Below are 15,875 nucleotides of genomic sequence, written 5' to 3'. Positions count from 1 at the left end.
GTTCAGCTCGATTCCGCAGGCCCGATGGCCGTGTGGCTCATCACGCTGAGCTTCATCTTCTTCGAGTGCGCCTTCATCTTCGGCCTGTTCCTGCCCGGCGACTCGCTGCTGTTCGCCGCCGGTGTGGTGCTCGCGTCCCACGACGCCGAGCTGTCCGCCTGGCTGCTCTCGGGGGCCGCGCTCGCCGTGGCCGTCGTGGGCAACCAGATCGGCTACTACATCGGCCGGCACACCGGCACGCGCCTGCTGGCCCGCCGCGGCGGCAAGGTCCTCAACAAGCAGAACCTCGCCAAGGCCCGCGACTTCCTCGACCGCCGGGGCTTCTGGGCGATCGTGCTGGCCCGGTGGATCCCGTGGGTCCGCACGCTGGCGCCGATGATCGCGGGCGCGGCGCGGATGGACCCGAAGCGGTTCATGCTCGCCACGACGATCGGCGCGATCGCGTGGGTGCCGACGCTGGTGCTGGCCGGCTACTACGGCGCGGGGCTGCTGCAGGCCGTGCCGTGGCTGGAGACGGTCGCGGTGGTGGTCAGCATCGCGTTCTTCGTCGGCGGCACCGCCTACGGCCTGTACCGGTACCGGCAGGAGATGAAGAAGCCGGTGGACGAAGAGGTCGCGGCCGCGTCGTAGCGCCGTCTCACAGCACCTCGGTGATCACGAGGTCCGCGACGGACTTGGAGGCGTTCACCATGAGCGCGTTCACGTGGTCGGTGCCGTGCAGGACGCGGTCGCGCGCGGCCTCCGGCGACCGGCCGTACCGGACGTGCCGGTCGATCAGCCGCGCCACCCGCAGGTCCTCGTCGATCATCAGGAACCACGCCTCGTCCAGCACGACCCGCACGCGCTTCCACTTGTCGTACTGCAGCAGCAGGTAGTTGCCCTCGGTGACGACCAGCGGCACGGACGGGTCGACCGGCACCGCGCAGGCGATCGGCTCCTCGATCTCGCGGCGGAACTCCGGCGCGTACACCACGTCGGGCCCGCACGCCTTCAGCCGGCCGAGCAGGTCGACGTAGCCGGGGACGTCGAACGTGTCCGGCGCGCCCTTGCGGTCGGCCACGCCGAGCCGTTCGAGCTCCTGCCGGGCCAGGTGGAAGCCGTCCATGCCGACCAGGGCGGCGTCGTCGCCCAGCGCGTCGACCAGCCGCCGCGCCAACGTCGACTTGCCCGAGCCCGGCGCGCCGCCGATGCCCAGGAGCCTGCGCTCGCCGGTGTCCACCAGCAGCCGCGCCCGGTCGACCAGCTCGTCGAACCTCACCCGCTGTCCCGCCACCGTCCCAGCTCCTCCACCCAGTCCCACGCGGTGTGGCGCACCCGCACCGCGGCGACCTCGTTCGCCCACCGGACGGCGTCGTCCACCGCCAGGCCCCGGGCGACCGCGACCGCCAGCGCACCGTGCCACACGTCGCCCGCGCCGTTGGTGTCGCGCGCTTCGACAACAGGTACCGGTTGCGCGCCGGTGGCACCACCACGCGACCAGGTGACGGGACGCGGGCCGTGGGTGCGGATGACCAGCGGCACGCCGCGGGCGTGCACCTCGGCCTCGGACAGCTCGAACGCGGCCGAGCACGCGGCGACGTCCACCAGCGGCAGCAGGTCGTCCAGCACCGGCTTCCAGCTACCCGCGTCCAGCACGACGGGCACGCCCAGGCGCTTCGCGTGCCGTGCGGCCCCCAGCGCGAGCGGACCGAGGTGGCCGTCCACCAGCACCACGTCGGCCGCCTCGACCAGCGCCGGGTCGACGGCCACGTCCACCGCGGACCCGGCGGCGTTGCGGGAGATCACGGTCCGCTCGCCGTCGCGCTCGCGCACCGCGACCATGCTCAGCGCCGGTCCACCCGCCCCGACCGAGTGCACCTCGACCGGGTGCAGCCGGGACCGGGCGAGGTCGCCGAGCTCGCCGCCCACCGCGGTCAGCAGCACGGCCCGGTGCCCGAGGGCGGCCACCGCGCGTGCCGCGTTGGCCGCCGGACCGCCCGGCGCGAGGTGCACGCCGAGCGACTGCACCTTCTGCCCCGGCACCGGGAACTCGGCCACCCGCTGGCTCACGTCCACGGTCGTCAGCCCGACACACAGCACCGAAACCACGGCACGCCCCTCCTACCCGGTAAAGTCCCCACGCAATCGCTTGCGCAAGCCCGAACGGGGACGAGTCCATGGTCACCATGCGGGAGGTCGCCAGTCTCGCCGGCGTCTCCATCACCACGGTCTCACACGTGATCAACGAGACCAGGTCGGTCGCGCCGGCCACCAGGGAACGGGTGCTCAAGGCGATCGAGGAGACCGGCTACACCGGTGACGCCATCGCCCGCTCCCTCGTCACGGGCGGCACGAAGTCCCTCGGTCTCGCGGTGTCGCTGGTGTCGCACCCGTACTTCGCCGAGCTCATCGCGGCGATCGAGAGCGAGGCCACCAGGGCGGGCTACACGCTGGTGCTGATCGACACCCGCGACACCGCCGAGTCCGAGCAGGCCGCGGTGCGGATGCTGCGCTCGCGGCGGGTGGACGGGGTGCTGCTCACGCCGACGTCCGGTTCGGCCGCGTTGCCCGAGCTGCGCCGGCTGGGCGTGCCGACGGTGCTGGTGGACCGGCTGACCGTGGCGCGCGACGTCGACCAGGTCGGCCCGGAGAACGTGCAGGCCACGTCCACGCTGGTCAGGCACCTGGCGGAGCTGGGGCACCGGCGGATCGGCCTGGTGTCGGGCCAGCCGGGGCTCGCGACCACCGACGAGCGGGTGCTGGGCTACCGGCTCGGCCTCGGCCGGGCGGGGCTGGCGTGGGACGAGGACCTGGTGCGGCCGTCGTTGGGCCCGCTGCTCGGGCTGGTCTCGGGTGTCGTGGTGAGCGACCACCAGGTGCTCGTGGACGTGCTGCGCACGGCCCGCGCGCGAGGTGTGCGGGTCGGGTCGGAGCTGGCCCTGGTGACCTACGACGAGGTGGAGTGGGCCGAGCTGGTCGACCCGCCGTTGACGTCGATGGCGCAGCCGGTGGAGGAGATCGGCCGCACCGCGGTGCGGCTGCTGCTGTCCCGCATCGAGGACCCGGTACGGGAGCCGGAGACGATCCGGCTGCCGCCCGAGCTGCGGCACCGCGGGTCGTGCGGCTGCCACTCAGCGGCGTGACGGCACGACGTCGTGGCGCTCCAGCAGGGCGGCGGCCTCCAGCGCCATCCACCCGCCGAGCTGCACGGACAGGTCCCGTTCCGGCTCGCCGTCCCTGTCGGCGGGCCGTGACCAGTCGGGGCCGAACAGCGGCCCGCTGACCACCGCGGTCCGGTTCGCCCACACCGCGTCGGCCGAGGCGAGCACGATGTCCGCCGCCCGGGCCGCCTGCGGCCGGTCCAGCCGCAACGCGGCCTGCGCCAGGTAGCGGGTGAGGATGCCGCCGAACAGGCCGCCGTCGCCGCCGCCGTGCCCGCGCAGGACGCCGCCGACGGCCAGGTGCCGGTCGACGCCGTCGATGATCCGCGCCGCCACGTCCTGGTAGCGGCCGCCCAGCTCCACGCACGCGCCGAGCAGCACGCCCTGGCAGTAGGTGTAGAGGTTCTTCTCGATCTCGCGGATCGTGCCGTCGGGGTGCACGTGCAGCCCGTCCCACGCCAGCCCCGTCCCGGGGTCGACCAGGTTGTCCTCGATCCAGTCCACCGTGGACCGGGCGCGGACGAGGTCGGCCCGCGCGCCGAGGCGGGCGAAGAAGATCGCGGCCGGGCCGTTGGCCGGGACGTTCTTGAAGTCGTCGTCGCGCTTCCACCAGATCCCGCCGCCGGCGTGGTCGGTCCACCCGGAGCGGAGCCGGTCGGCGATGGTGGCGACGGCCTTCGGCCGGGCGATGCCGACCTCCCGCTCGGCGCGCAGCAGCGCCAGCCCGAGCCAGGCTACGTCGTCGTAGTAGTCGTTGGTCCACCCGGTCAGGTTGCGCACCCGGATGCCCCGCACGAGCCGCCGCACCAGCGCCACGCGGGTCTGCCGGGGCGAGCGGAGCTGGGCGTCGAGGACGCAGTCGAGCAGGTGCGCCTGCCACCAGTAGCCGAACCGGACGTGCGCCCGGCCGGACCAGTCGAGCGGCCAGGAGACCGCGCCGAGGACCGTGCCCGGCACGCCCCAGACCCGGCGCAGGTGCCGCGACTCGACCGCGCGTTCGGCGACACCGGCGCGCGCGGCGAGGATCTTCGTCGTGGTCACCCCACCAGCCTGCGCACTGAACCGGTCAAGAAGCTCGTCGGAACAGTTCCCAGTGGTAGAGCCCCATGGCGACGCTGGTGGTGAGGTTGTAGCTCGACACCTTCGGCCGCATGGGCAGCGAGACGACGAGGTCGGCCCGCGCCCGCACGCCGGCCGACAGTCCGTGCCGCTCCGAGCCGAACGCCAGCACCGCGTCGTCCGGTATCCGCAGGTCCCGCAGGTCCCGCCCGCCCGCGTCGAACGCGATCACCGTGCCGCGGACCTCGTCGAGCCCGTCCAACCGACCCACGGGCAGCGCGAAGTGCAACCCGGCACTGCCCCGCAGCACGGTCGGGTGCCACGGGTCGACGTCGCCGAGGGACACCACCCCGCCGGCCCCGAGCCCGGCCGCCACCCGGATCACCGCGCCGAAGTTGCCCAGGTTGCGCGGGTTGTCCAGCAGCACCAGGGGCGCACCGTGTTCCCGCACCCCCACCGCCGGCCGTTCCGCGAGCCCGCCGACCCCCGTCGGGTGCGACCGCCCGACCACCCGCTCGAACTCGGCGACCGACACCACCTCGGCCCGTTCGAAGACCTCCACCAGGTCCGGCGCGTGGGACCGGGCCAGCGCCACCGCCTCGTCCCGGTCGAGCACCACCACGGTCCCCACGGCCGCGCCGAACCGAACCGCGTGCTTGACCGCGTGAAACCCCTCGAGGACCACTCGCATGCGGCGATCATGACCGACCCGGCCGGGCCCGACCAAGTCAGTCGGGACACCGGGTAGCCTGATGCGTCCGACCTACCGGGATGCCATTACGAGATGAACTCGCATTTTGCCGATCTCCCTCTTTGCGGCATGATTCCGGCTCGGCAGGAATACTCGGTCCGGCGGCTTCACGCGGTCGGCGAGCAGAACAGGAAAAACCTCGTGTTCGCAGGTGGGGAAAGCGGCAGCGGCGGCAGCACCGACAAGTGAGGTCGGATCGCCGGTGACGGGCCCACTCCGCGATACGGGCCCGTCATGCCAAGTCCAACCGCACACCGAACTTCCGGTAGGCGGGCAGGTCCCGGACCGTCAACGTCGTTTCCAGGTGCCCCGACTGGTTCAGCTCCCGGGTGAGCGAGCAGTCGTCCTGCTCGGTCAGCATCCCGACCTTCTCGAACGAGGCGCGTTCACCGACCGGGAGTCGGATCACGTACTGCGCGAACGGCACCGGCTCGGCGAACGAGGCCAGGAACTCGTCCGCCCGGTCGCCGCGCATCAGCGGCAGGCACTTCGCCGGCCAGAACATGTCCACCGACAGGCTCACCTCACCGCCGAGCGGCACTCCCCCGTGGAGGTGGACGACCATCTTCAGCACTCCGTTGTCCAGCCAGGACGTGGTGAAGTCGTACCGGGTCCCGCCCTCACCGCGGACCTCGACGCTGCGCACGTGCGCCTGCACCCGGCGGCGGTGGCGGCGGGGCCATTCCCAGTTGGCCCGGTCGTGGAACGTGCAGAAGTACAGCACCTCGCACAGCGCCACAACGGTGAACGAGATGCGCTGCCGGACATCGCCGTTGGGTTGGACGTCGACTTCCTGCACCCAACTCCGGACCGACCATTTCTGACCGTGGACGTTTTCCAGTCGGTCGCAGTACGCCAACAGCAGGCGGCGTTCCACGACGTCCCGATCGCGCCACACCACCCGGTTGACGACGAGCATCGCGAACACCGCCACCCCGGCGCAGGCCACCAATCCCAAACCGAACACCCGCAGGTGCCCGTGGCCCACCAGAGCAGCCGTGAAACCGCCGGCCAAGGCGAGCGCCGCGCCGCCCTCCACCGGCCCCACCACCGGCGTGTACACCACGTAATCCCGCAACCGCGAACCGACCGCCGACCTGCGCCTGCCGCGGTGCACCGGTTCGCGAACGTCAAGACCTGCCCGAGCCACCCCCATCGCCGCCCACCCTTCCCCGACCCACAGCTGAAGGGTAAGGCACCGGACAGCTCCGGAAATGAGATTGGTACGGACGGGTCCGGCGATTACGCCACCCCGGTGAGGGACGAATGGTGACTTTATCGCTGATTGGTGAACTGCACTGAATTACAGGCCCGTTCATCGCGGCGTCTGAGGTAGTAGCCGGTCCACGAGGTCAGCACGACCAGGGCCACCAGGACCTGCACCAGGCGGGCCGCGGAATCCGGGTAGAGGACGCCGTCGATGTAGGTGTCGATGAAGCCGCTCGCCAGCTCGGGCTGGCCGGCGGCGGCGCGGAACTCGTTCTCCAGCCAGGTCAGCGGGCACGCCAGCGGGAACAGGACGATCAGCAGGCCCCAGGTGGCCATGGCCAGGTGGGCGTACAGCACCTTCGGCCAGCGCCAGGCCAGGAATCCCCCCACGACCAGGAACACCAGAACGCCGAAGTGCACCACCATGACCAGCTCGGCGAACGCGCGCGCGACCATAGCGACCTCCCTGTCAGCCAGAGTAGGCCGCCCGGCGATCACGTGCCCGTCAATTCCGGGCCGGGCTTCAGCCGCGGGGCAGCGCCTGCCACGGCACCCGGCCCGCCACGTCCAGCAGCAGGTCGGCCAGGTGCGCCAGCGGTGCCTGCAACAAGGGGCCCGGCACGGCGGCGGCGAGGTTGTGCTCGTCGAACGCGATCGCCACGCCGTTGGCCCGCGGGTCCTGCAGGAGCGCCTGCGTGAGGCCGGAGCCGAGCAGCGCCGAGGCGAACGCCGGGTTGCGGCGGCGCACCTCGTAGCGGGCGTCGAACACCGGGTCGCCGCTCGCCACGAACTGCTCGAACAACCCCCACACGCGGTCGTCGCGCGGGCTGATCAGCACCCACGGACCCGGCATCGGGCGCGGCACGACGACCACCGCGTACGTGCGGTACTCCGACGTGGCCACGTTGTCCGCGCGGAGCACCACCTCGACGGCCAGCACGGGCACGCCGCGCCAGTGGCCGACGAGCTGGAACTTCACCCGGCTCCGGTCGGCCTCCAGCATCCGACCGACCTGCGGCACGCGTTCGGCGAAGCCCTGGTCCTCGGCGACGAACCGCCACCCGAGCGAGGCCTCCAGCGCCCGCATCCGCTGCTCCCACTGGCTCACGAACTGCTGGTTCGTGAACGGGTTGCGCTTGCGGCGCGACAACCCCACGGCCACCCCGACGCCCAGGATCGCCACGATCACCAGCAGCAGGACCAGCGCGCTCGCCATGTCAGGCCAGGCCCAGGTCGGCCAGATCCAGCAGGTACCGGTACGGCAGGCCGGCTTCTTCGATCACCTCGCGCGCGCCCGTGCCGCGGTCCACGACCGTCGCGACGCCGACCACCGTGGCGCCGTGCGCGCGCAGCGCCTCCACGGCGGTCAGCACGCTGCCGCCGGTGGTGGAGGTGTCCTCGACGGCCAGCACCCGCTGCCCGGCGACCTCGATGCCCTCGATCTGCCGCTGCATGCCGTGCTGCTTGGCGGACTTGCGCACGACGAACGCGTCCAGCACCTCGCCCGCGCCCGCGGCGGCGTGCATCATCGCGCAGGCCACCGGGTCGGCGCCCAGCGTCAACCCGCCCGCCGCGACGTAGTCCCAGTCGGCCGTGAGCTGCCGCAGCAGCTTGCCGATGAGCGGGGACGCGGCGTGGTGCAGCGTCGCCCGGCGCAGGTCGATGTAGTAGTCGGCCTCGGCGCCCGAGGACAGCGTCACCTTGCCGTGCACCACGGCCAACTCGCTCACCAAACGCGCCAGCTCGGCCTTCGCCGCGGCGTCCAGGACCACTTCAGTTCGCACGGGTGCCAAGAGTGTCATACCGGGCCGTACGCTGGCACACCGTGACCCTTCCCGGCACCGACACGTTGATCATCGAGCAGCCCTGGGGCGTGCTGCGGCACCTGCTCGGCACCCGGTACCGCAACGACGTCTACGACCAGCACGGCACGCTGCTCGCGTCGGTGTCGGAACGCCGGTTCCTCGGACCGCTGCGGAAGTTGTTGCGCGCCACCGCGTTCTCCGGTCGGACGACGTTCGACCTGGTCCTGGCCGACCGGGGGCGGCAGGTGCTGCTGATCCGGAAGGGCTCCGGCAAGCCGCCGACACGCGTGACGTGGCCGAACGGCGCCGCGGTCGGGTCGGTCCGGCACGAGGGGCACGGCGCGTACGGGCTGCTCGACGCGACCGGGCAGCGGCTGTGCCTGCTGCACGAGGTGGCGTCGTTCCGGCCCGGTGAGATCGCGAAGCGGGACGGCCGGCGGGTGCGGCGCGACGTGCTGACCCTGCGGCCGGGCACCCCGGACCCGGTCCGTTCCCTGGCGATCGCCGCCGCCGCGGCCTACGACGTGGTGCGCGGCGTGGGCACGAACCACACCAGCCCGGGCGGCTTCGACTTCCCCACCCTGACCTGAGCGCGGACGGGGTGGTCGGGCCGGCGGACGACTCCGCGCGGCCGGCCCGACCCCACCCCGCCTACCAGGCGTCCTCGGTGAACTGGCTCGGCTCGTCGCCGTCGTCGTCGCGGCGCCCGCCGGGCCGCGAGGAACCCGCCGACACGACGTCCTCGGGGTCGTTGCCCTCCTGGATCGCCGTGTACGCACGCTGGAGGTCCGGGACACCGGTCTGCAGGGCGCGCTGCACGCCCTCGTCGTTCACGGCCTTCCCGGTCGCGATGTCCTCCCAGGACATCTCGCCCGCGTCGACCCGCCGGGCCAGCTCCTTCAGCTCCTTGGGCGCGCCGGGGCTGTGGGCGAACCGCGAGATCTCGGCGAAGTCGGCCTGCGTCAGCCCGCGCGACCGCAGCTGCACCTGGCTCGCCGCCCGCGCGGTCTGCTCGACGTTCGCCAGCCGCTGCTCGACGTCGGCGACCAGCGCGTCCAGCCGCGCCTTGTCGTAGGGGAACGTCACTGCCCGTCACCTCCGCCCGCACCGGAGCCCGAACCGCCACCGGATCCGCCGCCGCCACCCGAACTCGCGCCGGCCGGAGCGGGCGCGGGCGCTGTGGGCGGCGGCTGGGTGTAGCGGCCGTGCGCCGCGACACCGGCCTTGCCCAGGCTGTACCCGCCCAGCGCGGCCCCGAGCGCGCCGGACTTCGCCGCCGACATGCCGTTGTCGAACTTCTCCCTGCCGTCCTGGTACCCGTCGACCACGTCGAGCAGGTCACCGACGTCGCGCACGTCCTTCAGCTTGGACAGCGCGGTGCCCATGGCGACGATGCCGTCGATCATGCCCTGGACGCCCTCGATCAGCGTCTGGATCGAGATGATGATCTTGCGGATGGCGTCCACGATCTGGATCGCGTCGTAGACCATCCACACCGCGCGGCCCCAGCCGACGACCGGGATCCACGCCGTCATCGCGGCTTCCATCAGCTTGCCGACCAGCATGTCCAGCAGCGTCAGCGCCAGGCCGCACGCCGTGCGGCAGGTGCTGGCCGTCGAGCGGAACTTGTTGCCGATGATCCGCGCGATCTGCGAGTCCGCCTCGATGGCGATCACCCACATGGTGCCCATGCGCGTCTCGAACGCCTTCGCCGCGTCACCGTCCCAGTGCGACGACAGCTGCTCCGCGCCCGAGTCCACGTTGTGCCGCACGGAGTCCAGCGCCTTGGCGACCCGGTCCCACGCGTTGGCGTTCTCGTCGATCTTCTCGAAGTCGCCGAGCAGCGGCTTGATCAGCGCGTCCAGCAGGTTCTCGCCGGTGACCTTCTCGTAGATCCAGTTGACGCCCTGGATCTTCCAGCCGGCCTTCTCGATGAGCTCCTTGGTCGTCTGCCGACCGGGGCGGTTCTCCGCCGCCGCGCCGAGCGCGACCGACGGGTCCTCGACGTCTGCGTACGCGGTCATCGCCCGCCACCCCCGAGGGACGGCGCCTCGGCGACGGCGTGGAGCTGGGCGAGCACCCGGTCCAGGGCGCTCATGACCATCTCCTCGTTCTTCTCGTACATGTCGGCGGCCTTGTTGAGGGCCTCCGCCTCCTTGACCATCATCTGGTTCGCGAAGTCGAGGGTCTCCCCGTACAGGGACGCCACGCCGGTGACGATGGGCTGGAGCAGCGAGAGCAGGCCGGTGAACCCGGAGGTGTCGCCGCCCTTGGAGATCGCGTGGTCCTTGATCGTCATGAAGTGCTGCGCGTTGCGCGTCAGCAACTCGCCGTAACCGCGGAGCTCCGGCGGCTCCACTCTGAACTGCTCGCCCATCGACGGTTCCTCCCTGTTCCAACTAGTGGAGTGGGACGGACCGGACCGGGTTCAGGTTCCCGGCAGTTCTCAGGTGCGACCCCGTCCGCCCGCGACGCGCGAGGCTATCCGCCTGACCAGCGCACGCGGAACCAGTCGGGCGAACACCGTGATGGCTTTGTACTGCGGGCCCGGCACGGACAGCACCTTGCCCGCGCGCAGGTCGGCCAGGCACTCGTGCACGACCCGGTCGGCGTCGAGGTAGAGCAGGTCGGGTGTCCGGGACATGTCGATCCGCGCCCGCTGGTGGAACTCGGTGCGCACGAAGCCTGGGCACAGCGCCAGCACGCGCACACCCGTGCCCGCGGTGGCCATCGCCATGCCCTCGGAGAACGACGTCACCCACGCCTTGTCCGCGCTGTAGGTCGTGCCGCGGCCCGGCAGGAAACCCGCGACGCTGGACACGTTGACCACCGCGCCGCGCCCGCGCGCCACCATCCCGGGCAGCGCCGCGCGGGTCAGCCGCAGCACGCTCGTCACGTTCACGTCGAGCTGGGACTGCAGGTCGAGCGGGTCGGCCGTGGAGAACTCGGACGAGATCGCGAAGCCCGCGTTGTTGACCAGCAGGTCGACCTCGCGCTCGGCGAGGAAGTCGGCCACCTTGGCCCGGCCCGCGTCGGTGGCCAGGTCGGCGGGCAGCACCTCGGCCGTGATGCCGTGGGCGGCGCGCAGCTTGGCCGCCGTCTCCTCCAGCCGCCGCTCGTCGCGGGCGACGAGCACCAGGTCGTGGCCCTCGGCGGCGAGCCTGCGGGCGAACGCGGCGCCGATGCCCGACGAGGCGCCCGTCACCAGGGCGGTCGGCGGCGTCACGGCTTGCGCCCGAACTGCGGGCGGTGGACCTCGCCACCGGCGTCGGCCTCGGGGTCGGCCTCGAACGGGTCGATCACGTCGGCCAGCTCGCCGAGGTCGCGCAGCAGCCGTTCCAGGCGCGCGGGGGTCGAGTTGGGCGGTGCGGCGGCGAGCACCCAGTCCTCCTCCAGCCAGACGACGGTGACGTCGCCGCCGATCTCCTCGGCCGCGTCGACCAGGTCGGGGGTGATGAGCTTGCGGGCGGCGGGCAGCTCGCTGACGAACGCGTACCGCGAGCCGACCGGTCCGAGCAGGTCGGGCATCTGGTCGCGCTGGAACGGCACGCTGGGCAGCCACAGCTCGACGACCACCGGCAGCGCCCGGCGGCAGCGCACGCCGACCAGGACGGAGTTGACCTTGCCGTTGGTCTCGTGGTCGAGCACGTAGACCTGGCGGCGGCCGTCGGCGGTGAAGGTGGAGCCCGCGACGACGTCCTTGGCGACGCCCGCGCCGTAGTAGGCGATCGCGCCGCTCTCCCAGCGGGTGGGCAGCACGTGGTCGGTCTCCTCGAACTGCCAGCCGCGCAACGCCGCCCAGCGGCGACGTTCGCGGTTACGCGCGGTTCGCTGTGCCCGGTCGGTCGCGAGCAGGGCGAACCCCGCGACGCCCGCTACCGCGGCGACGGTGAACCAGACCCACGCCGGTATGCCCACGGTGCGAGAGTAGCGGGCGGCGGTGAACAAACGAAGATCACTTGGGGCGTGGTTCGCGCAAACGGATCAAGCTGTTACCCGGATCGCGGACCGCGCCCGCGGGCGACCGCGACCCATCGGACGACCGCGTGGCCGGACTTATCCACAGGCCACAGCGTTGTCCACAGGCCGGGCCCGGCCCCACCCCCGCTGTCGGTCCTCGCCGGCAGAGTAAAAACAGGGGTCCCCCGGTCGGGGACCCCTGCGTAGCCGGCTCGACCCGCGGGGCGGGACGCCGGCGGCGCCGCCCCGTGGGGGGTGACGACACCGACGGGCGGCGTGCGCTCGGAGCCCGGAGGTCGCCGAGCGCAAGCCGCGCGGTCAGGCGGGGCCGGCGGTCAGGACCGGCCGACGATCAAGCCCGAGTGGTCGTCCAGCACCTCGACCTTCACCGTGTCGCCGTCCCGCACCTCGCCCGCCAGCAGCTCCTTCGCCAACTGGTCCCCGATCGACGACTGCACCAGCCGCCGCAGCGGCCGGGCGCCGTACACCGGGTCGAAGCCGTTCAACGCCAGCCACTCGCGCGCCGCCGGCGTGACCTCCAGGGTCAGCCGCCGCTGCGCCAACCGCCGCCCGAGCCGGTCCACCTGGATGTCCACGATGGACGTCAGCTCCTCCGTCGCCAGCGAGTGGAACACCACGACGTCGTCCAACCGGTTGAGGAACTCCGGCTTGAAGTGCGTCCGCACGACCGCCATCACGGCGTCCCTGCGCTGGAGCTCGTCCAGGGTCGCGTCCGCGATGACGTGCGACCCGAGGTTCGAGGTGAGCACCAGGATCGTGTTGCGGAAGTCCACCGTGCGGCCCTGGCCGTCGGTCAGCCTGCCGTCGTCGAGCACCTGCAGCAGCACGTCGAACACGTCCGGGTGGGCCTTCTCGACCTCGTCCAGCAGCACCACCGAGTACGGCCGGCGCCGGACCGACTCGGTGAGCTGGCCGCCCTGGTCGTAGCCGACGTAGCCGGGGGGAGCGCCGACCAGGCGGGCCACCGAGTGCTTCTCGGAGTACTCGCTCATGTCGATGCGGATCATCGCCCGCTCGTCGTCGAACAGGAACTCCGCCAGCGCTTTGGCAAGCTCGGTCTTGCCGACGCCGGTCGGGCCGAGGAACAGGAACGAGCCGGTCGGCCGGTCCGGGTCGGCCACGCCCGCGCGGGTGCGCCGGACCGCGTCCGACACGACCCGCACCGCCTCGGCCTGCCCGACCACGCGCTTGCCCAGCTCGTCCTCCATGCGCAGCAGCTTCGCCGTCTCGCCCTCGAGCAGCCGGCCCGCCGGGATGCCCGTCCACGCGGAGACCACGTCGGCCACGTCGTCCGGCCCGACCTCCTCCTTCAGCATCACGGCGGCGTCCTGCGTGGTGCGGGTCGCCTCCTCCAGCTCCTTCTCCAACGCCGGGATGCGCCCGTACCGCAGCTCGGCGGCCCGGCCCAGGTCACCGTCCCGCTCGGCCCGCTCCGACTCGCCGCGCAGCTGTTCGAGCTGCTCCTTGAGGTCGCGGACCTTCTCGATCGAGCCCTTCTCGTTCTGCCACCGCGCGGTCAGCCCGGCCAGGTCCTCCCGCTGCTCGGCCAGCTCGGCGCGCAGCGCGGCGAGCCGTTCCACCGAGGCCGCGTCCGACTCCTTGGCCAGCGCCATCTCCTCGATCTCCAGCCGGCGCACCGCGCGCTCGACCTCGTCGATCTCGACCGGGCGCGAGTCGATCTCCATGCGCAGCCGGGACGCGGACTCGTCCACCAGGTCGATGGCCTTGTCCGGGAGGAAGCGGGCGGTGATGTACCGGTCGGACAGGGTGGCGGCGGCGACCAGGGCCGCGTCGGTGATCCGCACGCCGTGGTGCACCTCGTAGCGGTCCTTGAGGCCGCGCAGGATGCCGATCGTGTCCTCGACCGACGGCTCGCCGACGAACACCTGCTGGAAGCGGCGTTCCAGGGCGGGGTCCTTCTCCACGTGCTCGCGGTACTCGTCCAGCGTGGTCGCGCCGACCATGCGCAGCTCGCCGCGCGCCAGCATCGGCTTGATCATGTTGCCCGCGTCCATGGCGGACTCGCCGGTCGCGCCCGCGCCCACGATCGTGTGCAGCTCGTCGATGAACGTGATGACCTGGCCCGCGGAGTCGGTGATCTCCTTGAGCACGGCCTTCAGCCGCTCCTCGAACTCGCCCCGGTACTTCGCGCCCGCGACCATCGCGCCCAGGTCGAGCGCGACGACCTTCTTGCCGCGCAGGCTCTCGGGCACGTCACCGGCCACGATCCGCTGGGCCAGGCCCTCCACGATGGCGGTCTTGCCGACGCCGGGCTCACCGATCAGCACCGGGTTGTTCTTCGTGCGGCGGGACAGCACCTGCACCACGCGGCGGATCTCGGTGTTGCGGCCGATGACCGGGTCCAGCTCGCCCTTGCGGGCGCGTTCGGTCAGGTCGACGCCGTACTTCTCCAACGCCTGGTAGGTGCCCTCCGGGTCCGGGCTGGTGACCCGGGCCGAACCGCGGACCTTGCCGAACGCCTCCTTGAGCGCCTCGGGGTGCGCGCCGTGGCGGCGCAGCAGGTCGGCGACCTGGCCGCCGTGGTGGGCGAGGCCGACCAGCAGGTGCTCGGTCGACACGTACTCGTCGCCCATCTCCGTGGCGAGCTCCTGCGCCTTGGCCAGCACGCGGGCCGCGTCCCGGGAGAACCCGGGCGCCGACACGGACGACCCGCTGGCCGCGGGCAGCGCCCTGGCCAGCTGTTCCAGCTCCTTGTGCACCTGCTTCGGGTCCGCGCCGACCGCGGACAGCAGGGGCGCGGTGAGGCCGTCGCCCTGGGCCAGGAGCGCGCCGAGGAGGTGGACCGGGCCGACGTCGGGGTTGCCCGCGATGGTCGCCGCCTGCACTGCGGCGGACACGGCCTGTTGCGTCTTCGTGGTCGGGTTGAAAGCGTCCATTCCTCACCTCGGTCGGGTGTTCGTGCGCAGCGGCCGGCGTTCCGCACAGCCATCATCCAGGACAACGTCAGAAAAGTTGAGCCAGTTCCGCTCAACCCAGGGGAAGTCGTGTGGTGTGGGCCACCGTCGTCGCCGGGCCGGAAACCCGGGTGCGCCGATCGTCCCCGGTCGAGACGATCACCGCATGACCTCACTCGTGCACCACATCACCGTCGACTGCAAGGACGCCTACGCGCTGGCCGGCTTCTGGAGCCGGGTCACCGGTCAGCCGATCTCCGAGCACGACCACCCCGGCGACCCCGAAGCGCTGGTCGCGCTGCCCGAAGGACCGGGGCTGCTGTTCATCCAGGTACCGGAGCCCAAGTCGGTGAAGAACCGGGTGCACCTCGACCTCCAGCCGGACACCACCCGCGACGCGGAGGTGGAGCGGCTGCTCGGGATCGGGGCCGCGCTGGTGTCCGACATGCGCCGCCCCGACGGCACGGGCTGGGTCGTGCTGGCCGACCCGGAGGGCAACGAGTTCTGCGTTGAACGCAGCGCAGCGGAGCGCGCCCAGCAGGGCTGAGCCCCGTCACCCACATGTCGCAGCCGGTTGTCCACACCGACAGCCGAGTTGTCCACAATCCGCAGGTGGGAATCCACAGGCGATTGCGGCCCACCGCACCGGGGCGGTCGGCCGGCCGCCACCAGGGTGAACGTCGTCCGGGGAAACCCGGCGGGACGCCGCGGGGGCGTCGCCGGCGTGTCAGGTTGCGCACGTCTTGGAGGGGACGCGCGCCTGACGGTGGGCCGCGAGCGGCGGATTCGGTATATGTGGAAGGGAATGTCCACCCGTTCGTTGCAACGCCGTGCGACCATCCGTAACCGCACTGCACTCGAAGGTGGCATCAAGGAGTCGACCGGCCAGTTGGCGGGTTAGTGTCCCCTCGTCGGGGATGGAAGCTTGACGAGGACGTAGCGCCCTTGCTGGCGCCGCCAGAAACGTGGAGACTGCGCCCGGACCATGACTGCGAACGCCGTGTTGAGCCCCATC

The 15,875-nt window shown here is 72.1% G+C and carries 19 protein-coding genes; 5 read left to right on the top strand and 14 right to left on the bottom strand.

What is annotated here, in order from left to right; all coding sequences use genetic code 11:
* The first annotated feature begins 24 nt into the window (after positions 1-24).
* Positions 25-630: a DedA family protein gene (locus tag FHX81_RS22295; RefSeq protein ID WP_141979991.1), complete on the top strand. Its 606-nt coding sequence runs from the start codon at positions 25-27 to the stop codon at positions 628-630.
* A 7-nt stretch (positions 631-637) separates the two neighbouring features.
* Here the strand turns inward: FHX81_RS22295 and FHX81_RS22290 are convergent, their stop codons facing one another.
* Positions 638-1,273, bottom strand: coding sequence for a nucleoside/nucleotide kinase family protein (locus FHX81_RS22290; RefSeq protein ID WP_246107925.1), 636 nt, complete (start codon positions 1,271-1,273; stop codon positions 638-640).
* Complete coding sequence (locus FHX81_RS22285; protein WP_170232131.1) at positions 1,255-2,079, bottom strand: PfkB family carbohydrate kinase; 825 nt, start codon at positions 2,077-2,079, stop codon at positions 1,255-1,257. The genes FHX81_RS22290 and FHX81_RS22285 overlap by 19 nt, the downstream gene beginning before the upstream one ends.
* Before the next feature lie 77 nt (positions 2,080-2,156).
* On the opposite strand from FHX81_RS22285, the gene FHX81_RS22280 reads away from it, so the two are divergent.
* Positions 2,157-3,122, top strand: a complete 966-nt coding sequence (locus FHX81_RS22280; RefSeq protein WP_141979989.1) for a LacI family DNA-binding transcriptional regulator — start codon at positions 2,157-2,159, stop codon at positions 3,120-3,122.
* Here FHX81_RS22280 and FHX81_RS22275 read toward each other — a convergent pair.
* Together FHX81_RS22275 and FHX81_RS22270 are read right to left on the bottom strand one after the other, a co-directional pair.
* On the bottom strand, positions 3,111-4,181 hold the full coding sequence (locus FHX81_RS22275) for a glycoside hydrolase family 76 protein (RefSeq protein WP_141979988.1): 1,071 nt from the start codon (positions 4,179-4,181) through the stop codon (positions 3,111-3,113). The genes FHX81_RS22280 and FHX81_RS22275 overlap by 12 nt on opposite strands.
* A gap of 25 nt (positions 4,182-4,206) precedes the next feature.
* A complete protein-coding gene (locus FHX81_RS22270) occupies positions 4,207-4,890 on the bottom strand; it encodes a TrmH family RNA methyltransferase (RefSeq protein ID WP_141979987.1) in 684 nt (227 codons plus the stop codon).
* Positions 4,891-4,983: 93 nt separating this feature from the next.
* On the opposite strand from FHX81_RS22270, the gene FHX81_RS40695 reads away from it, so the two are divergent.
* The gene (locus FHX81_RS40695; RefSeq protein WP_170232130.1) at positions 4,984-5,139 is read left to right on the top strand and encodes a hypothetical protein; all 156 of its coding nucleotides are present in this window, start codon (positions 4,984-4,986) and stop codon (positions 5,137-5,139) included.
* A 43-nt stretch (positions 5,140-5,182) separates the two neighbouring features.
* Here FHX81_RS40695 and FHX81_RS22265 read toward each other — a convergent pair whose 3' ends face one another.
* From FHX81_RS22265 to pyrE, 4 genes are all read right to left on the bottom strand, one after another.
* On the bottom strand, positions 5,183-6,013 hold the full coding sequence (locus FHX81_RS22265) for a hypothetical protein (protein WP_141979986.1): 831 nt from the start codon (positions 6,011-6,013) through the stop codon (positions 5,183-5,185).
* Between the two features lie 212 nt (positions 6,014-6,225).
* The gene (locus FHX81_RS22260; RefSeq protein WP_141979985.1) at positions 6,226-6,615 is read right to left on the bottom strand and encodes a DUF2784 domain-containing protein; all 390 of its coding nucleotides are present in this window, start codon (positions 6,613-6,615) and stop codon (positions 6,226-6,228) included.
* Between the two features lie 67 nt (positions 6,616-6,682).
* Positions 6,683-7,375 (bottom strand): hypothetical protein, encoded by a 693-nt coding sequence (locus FHX81_RS22255; RefSeq protein ID WP_141979984.1) that lies wholly within the window; start codon positions 7,373-7,375, stop codon positions 6,683-6,685.
* 1 nt (position 7,376) lies between these two features.
* A complete protein-coding gene (pyrE, locus tag FHX81_RS22250; protein WP_073886212.1) occupies positions 7,377-7,931 on the bottom strand; it encodes an orotate phosphoribosyltransferase in 555 nt (184 codons plus the stop codon).
* A gap of 53 nt (positions 7,932-7,984) precedes the next feature.
* Here pyrE and FHX81_RS22245 point away from each other — a divergent pair, with 53 nt between their 5' ends.
* Entirely contained in the window at positions 7,985-8,554 is a 570-nt protein-coding gene (locus tag FHX81_RS22245; RefSeq protein WP_141979983.1) for a hypothetical protein, read from the top strand.
* Positions 8,555-8,615: 61 nt separating this feature from the next.
* Here FHX81_RS22245 and FHX81_RS22240 read toward each other — a convergent pair whose 3' ends face one another.
* From FHX81_RS22240 to clpB, 6 genes are all read right to left on the bottom strand, one after another.
* Positions 8,616-9,050 (bottom strand): hypothetical protein, encoded by a 435-nt coding sequence (locus FHX81_RS22240; protein ID WP_141979982.1) that lies wholly within the window; start codon positions 9,048-9,050, stop codon positions 8,616-8,618.
* Positions 9,047-9,988 carry a WXG100 family type VII secretion target gene (locus FHX81_RS22235; RefSeq protein WP_141979981.1) on the bottom strand — a complete coding sequence of 314 codons (942 nt, stop codon included), beginning with the start codon at positions 9,986-9,988 and terminating at the stop codon, positions 9,047-9,049. Before FHX81_RS22235 ends, FHX81_RS22240 begins: the two co-directional genes overlap by 4 nt.
* Positions 9,985-10,341, bottom strand: coding sequence for a hypothetical protein (locus FHX81_RS22230; protein WP_141979980.1), 357 nt, complete (start codon positions 10,339-10,341; stop codon positions 9,985-9,987). Before FHX81_RS22230 ends, FHX81_RS22235 begins: the two co-directional genes overlap by 4 nt.
* A 69-nt stretch (positions 10,342-10,410) precedes the next feature.
* Complete coding sequence (locus FHX81_RS22225) at positions 10,411-11,190, bottom strand: SDR family NAD(P)-dependent oxidoreductase (RefSeq protein WP_141979979.1); 780 nt, start codon at positions 11,188-11,190, stop codon at positions 10,411-10,413.
* Positions 11,187-11,882, bottom strand: coding sequence for a type III secretion system chaperone family protein (locus FHX81_RS22220; RefSeq protein WP_141979978.1), 696 nt, complete (start codon positions 11,880-11,882; stop codon positions 11,187-11,189). Before FHX81_RS22220 ends, FHX81_RS22225 begins: the two co-directional genes overlap by 4 nt.
* A 377-nt stretch (positions 11,883-12,259) precedes the next feature.
* Positions 12,260-14,842, bottom strand: a complete 2,583-nt coding sequence (gene clpB / locus FHX81_RS22215) for an ATP-dependent chaperone ClpB (RefSeq protein WP_141979977.1) — start codon at positions 14,840-14,842, stop codon at positions 12,260-12,262.
* Between the two features lie 184 nt (positions 14,843-15,026).
* On the opposite strand from clpB, the gene FHX81_RS40690 reads away from it, so the two are divergent.
* Positions 15,027-15,407 carry a VOC family protein gene (locus FHX81_RS40690; RefSeq protein WP_170232129.1) on the top strand — a complete coding sequence of 127 codons (381 nt, stop codon included), beginning with the start codon at positions 15,027-15,029 and terminating at the stop codon, positions 15,405-15,407.
* Positions 15,408-15,875: the final 468 nt, after the last annotated feature.

The sequence above is a fragment of the Saccharothrix saharensis genome (genome assembly GCF_006716745.1).
GTDB lineage: Bacteria > Actinomycetota > Actinomycetes > Mycobacteriales > Pseudonocardiaceae > Actinosynnema > Actinosynnema saharense.
Note: the sequence above shows the minus strand (reverse complement) of the source record. Positions and strands in the feature narration are given on the sequence as shown.

Excerpts from the sequence above, each read along its gene's own strand:
- FHX81_RS22235 (WP_141979981.1), bottom strand. The coding sequence starts at position 9,988 with ATGACCGCGTACGCAGACGTCGAGGACCCGTCGGTCGCGCTCGGCGCG.
- FHX81_RS40690 (WP_170232129.1), top strand. The coding sequence starts at position 15,027 with ATGACCTCACTCGTGCACCACATCACCGTCGACTGCAAGGACGCCTAC.
- FHX81_RS22230 (WP_141979980.1), bottom strand. The coding sequence starts at position 10,341 with ATGGGCGAGCAGTTCAGAGTGGAGCCGCCGGAGCTCCGCGGTTACGGC.
- FHX81_RS22260 (WP_141979985.1), bottom strand. The coding sequence starts at position 6,615 with ATGGTCGCGCGCGCGTTCGCCGAGCTGGTCATGGTGGTGCACTTCGGC.
- FHX81_RS22280 (WP_141979989.1), top strand. The coding sequence starts at position 2,157 with ATGGTCACCATGCGGGAGGTCGCCAGTCTCGCCGGCGTCTCCATCACC.
- FHX81_RS22255 (WP_141979984.1), bottom strand. The coding sequence starts at position 7,375 with ATGGCGAGCGCGCTGGTCCTGCTGCTGGTGATCGTGGCGATCCTGGGC.
- FHX81_RS22295 (WP_141979991.1), top strand. The coding sequence starts at position 25 with ATGGCCGTGTGGCTCATCACGCTGAGCTTCATCTTCTTCGAGTGCGCC.
- FHX81_RS40695 (WP_170232130.1), top strand. The coding sequence starts at position 4,984 with ATGAACTCGCATTTTGCCGATCTCCCTCTTTGCGGCATGATTCCGGCT.
- clpB (WP_141979977.1), bottom strand. The coding sequence starts at position 14,842 with ATGGACGCTTTCAACCCGACCACGAAGACGCAACAGGCCGTGTCCGCC.
- FHX81_RS22270 (WP_141979987.1), bottom strand. The coding sequence starts at position 4,890 with ATGCGAGTGGTCCTCGAGGGGTTTCACGCGGTCAAGCACGCGGTTCGG.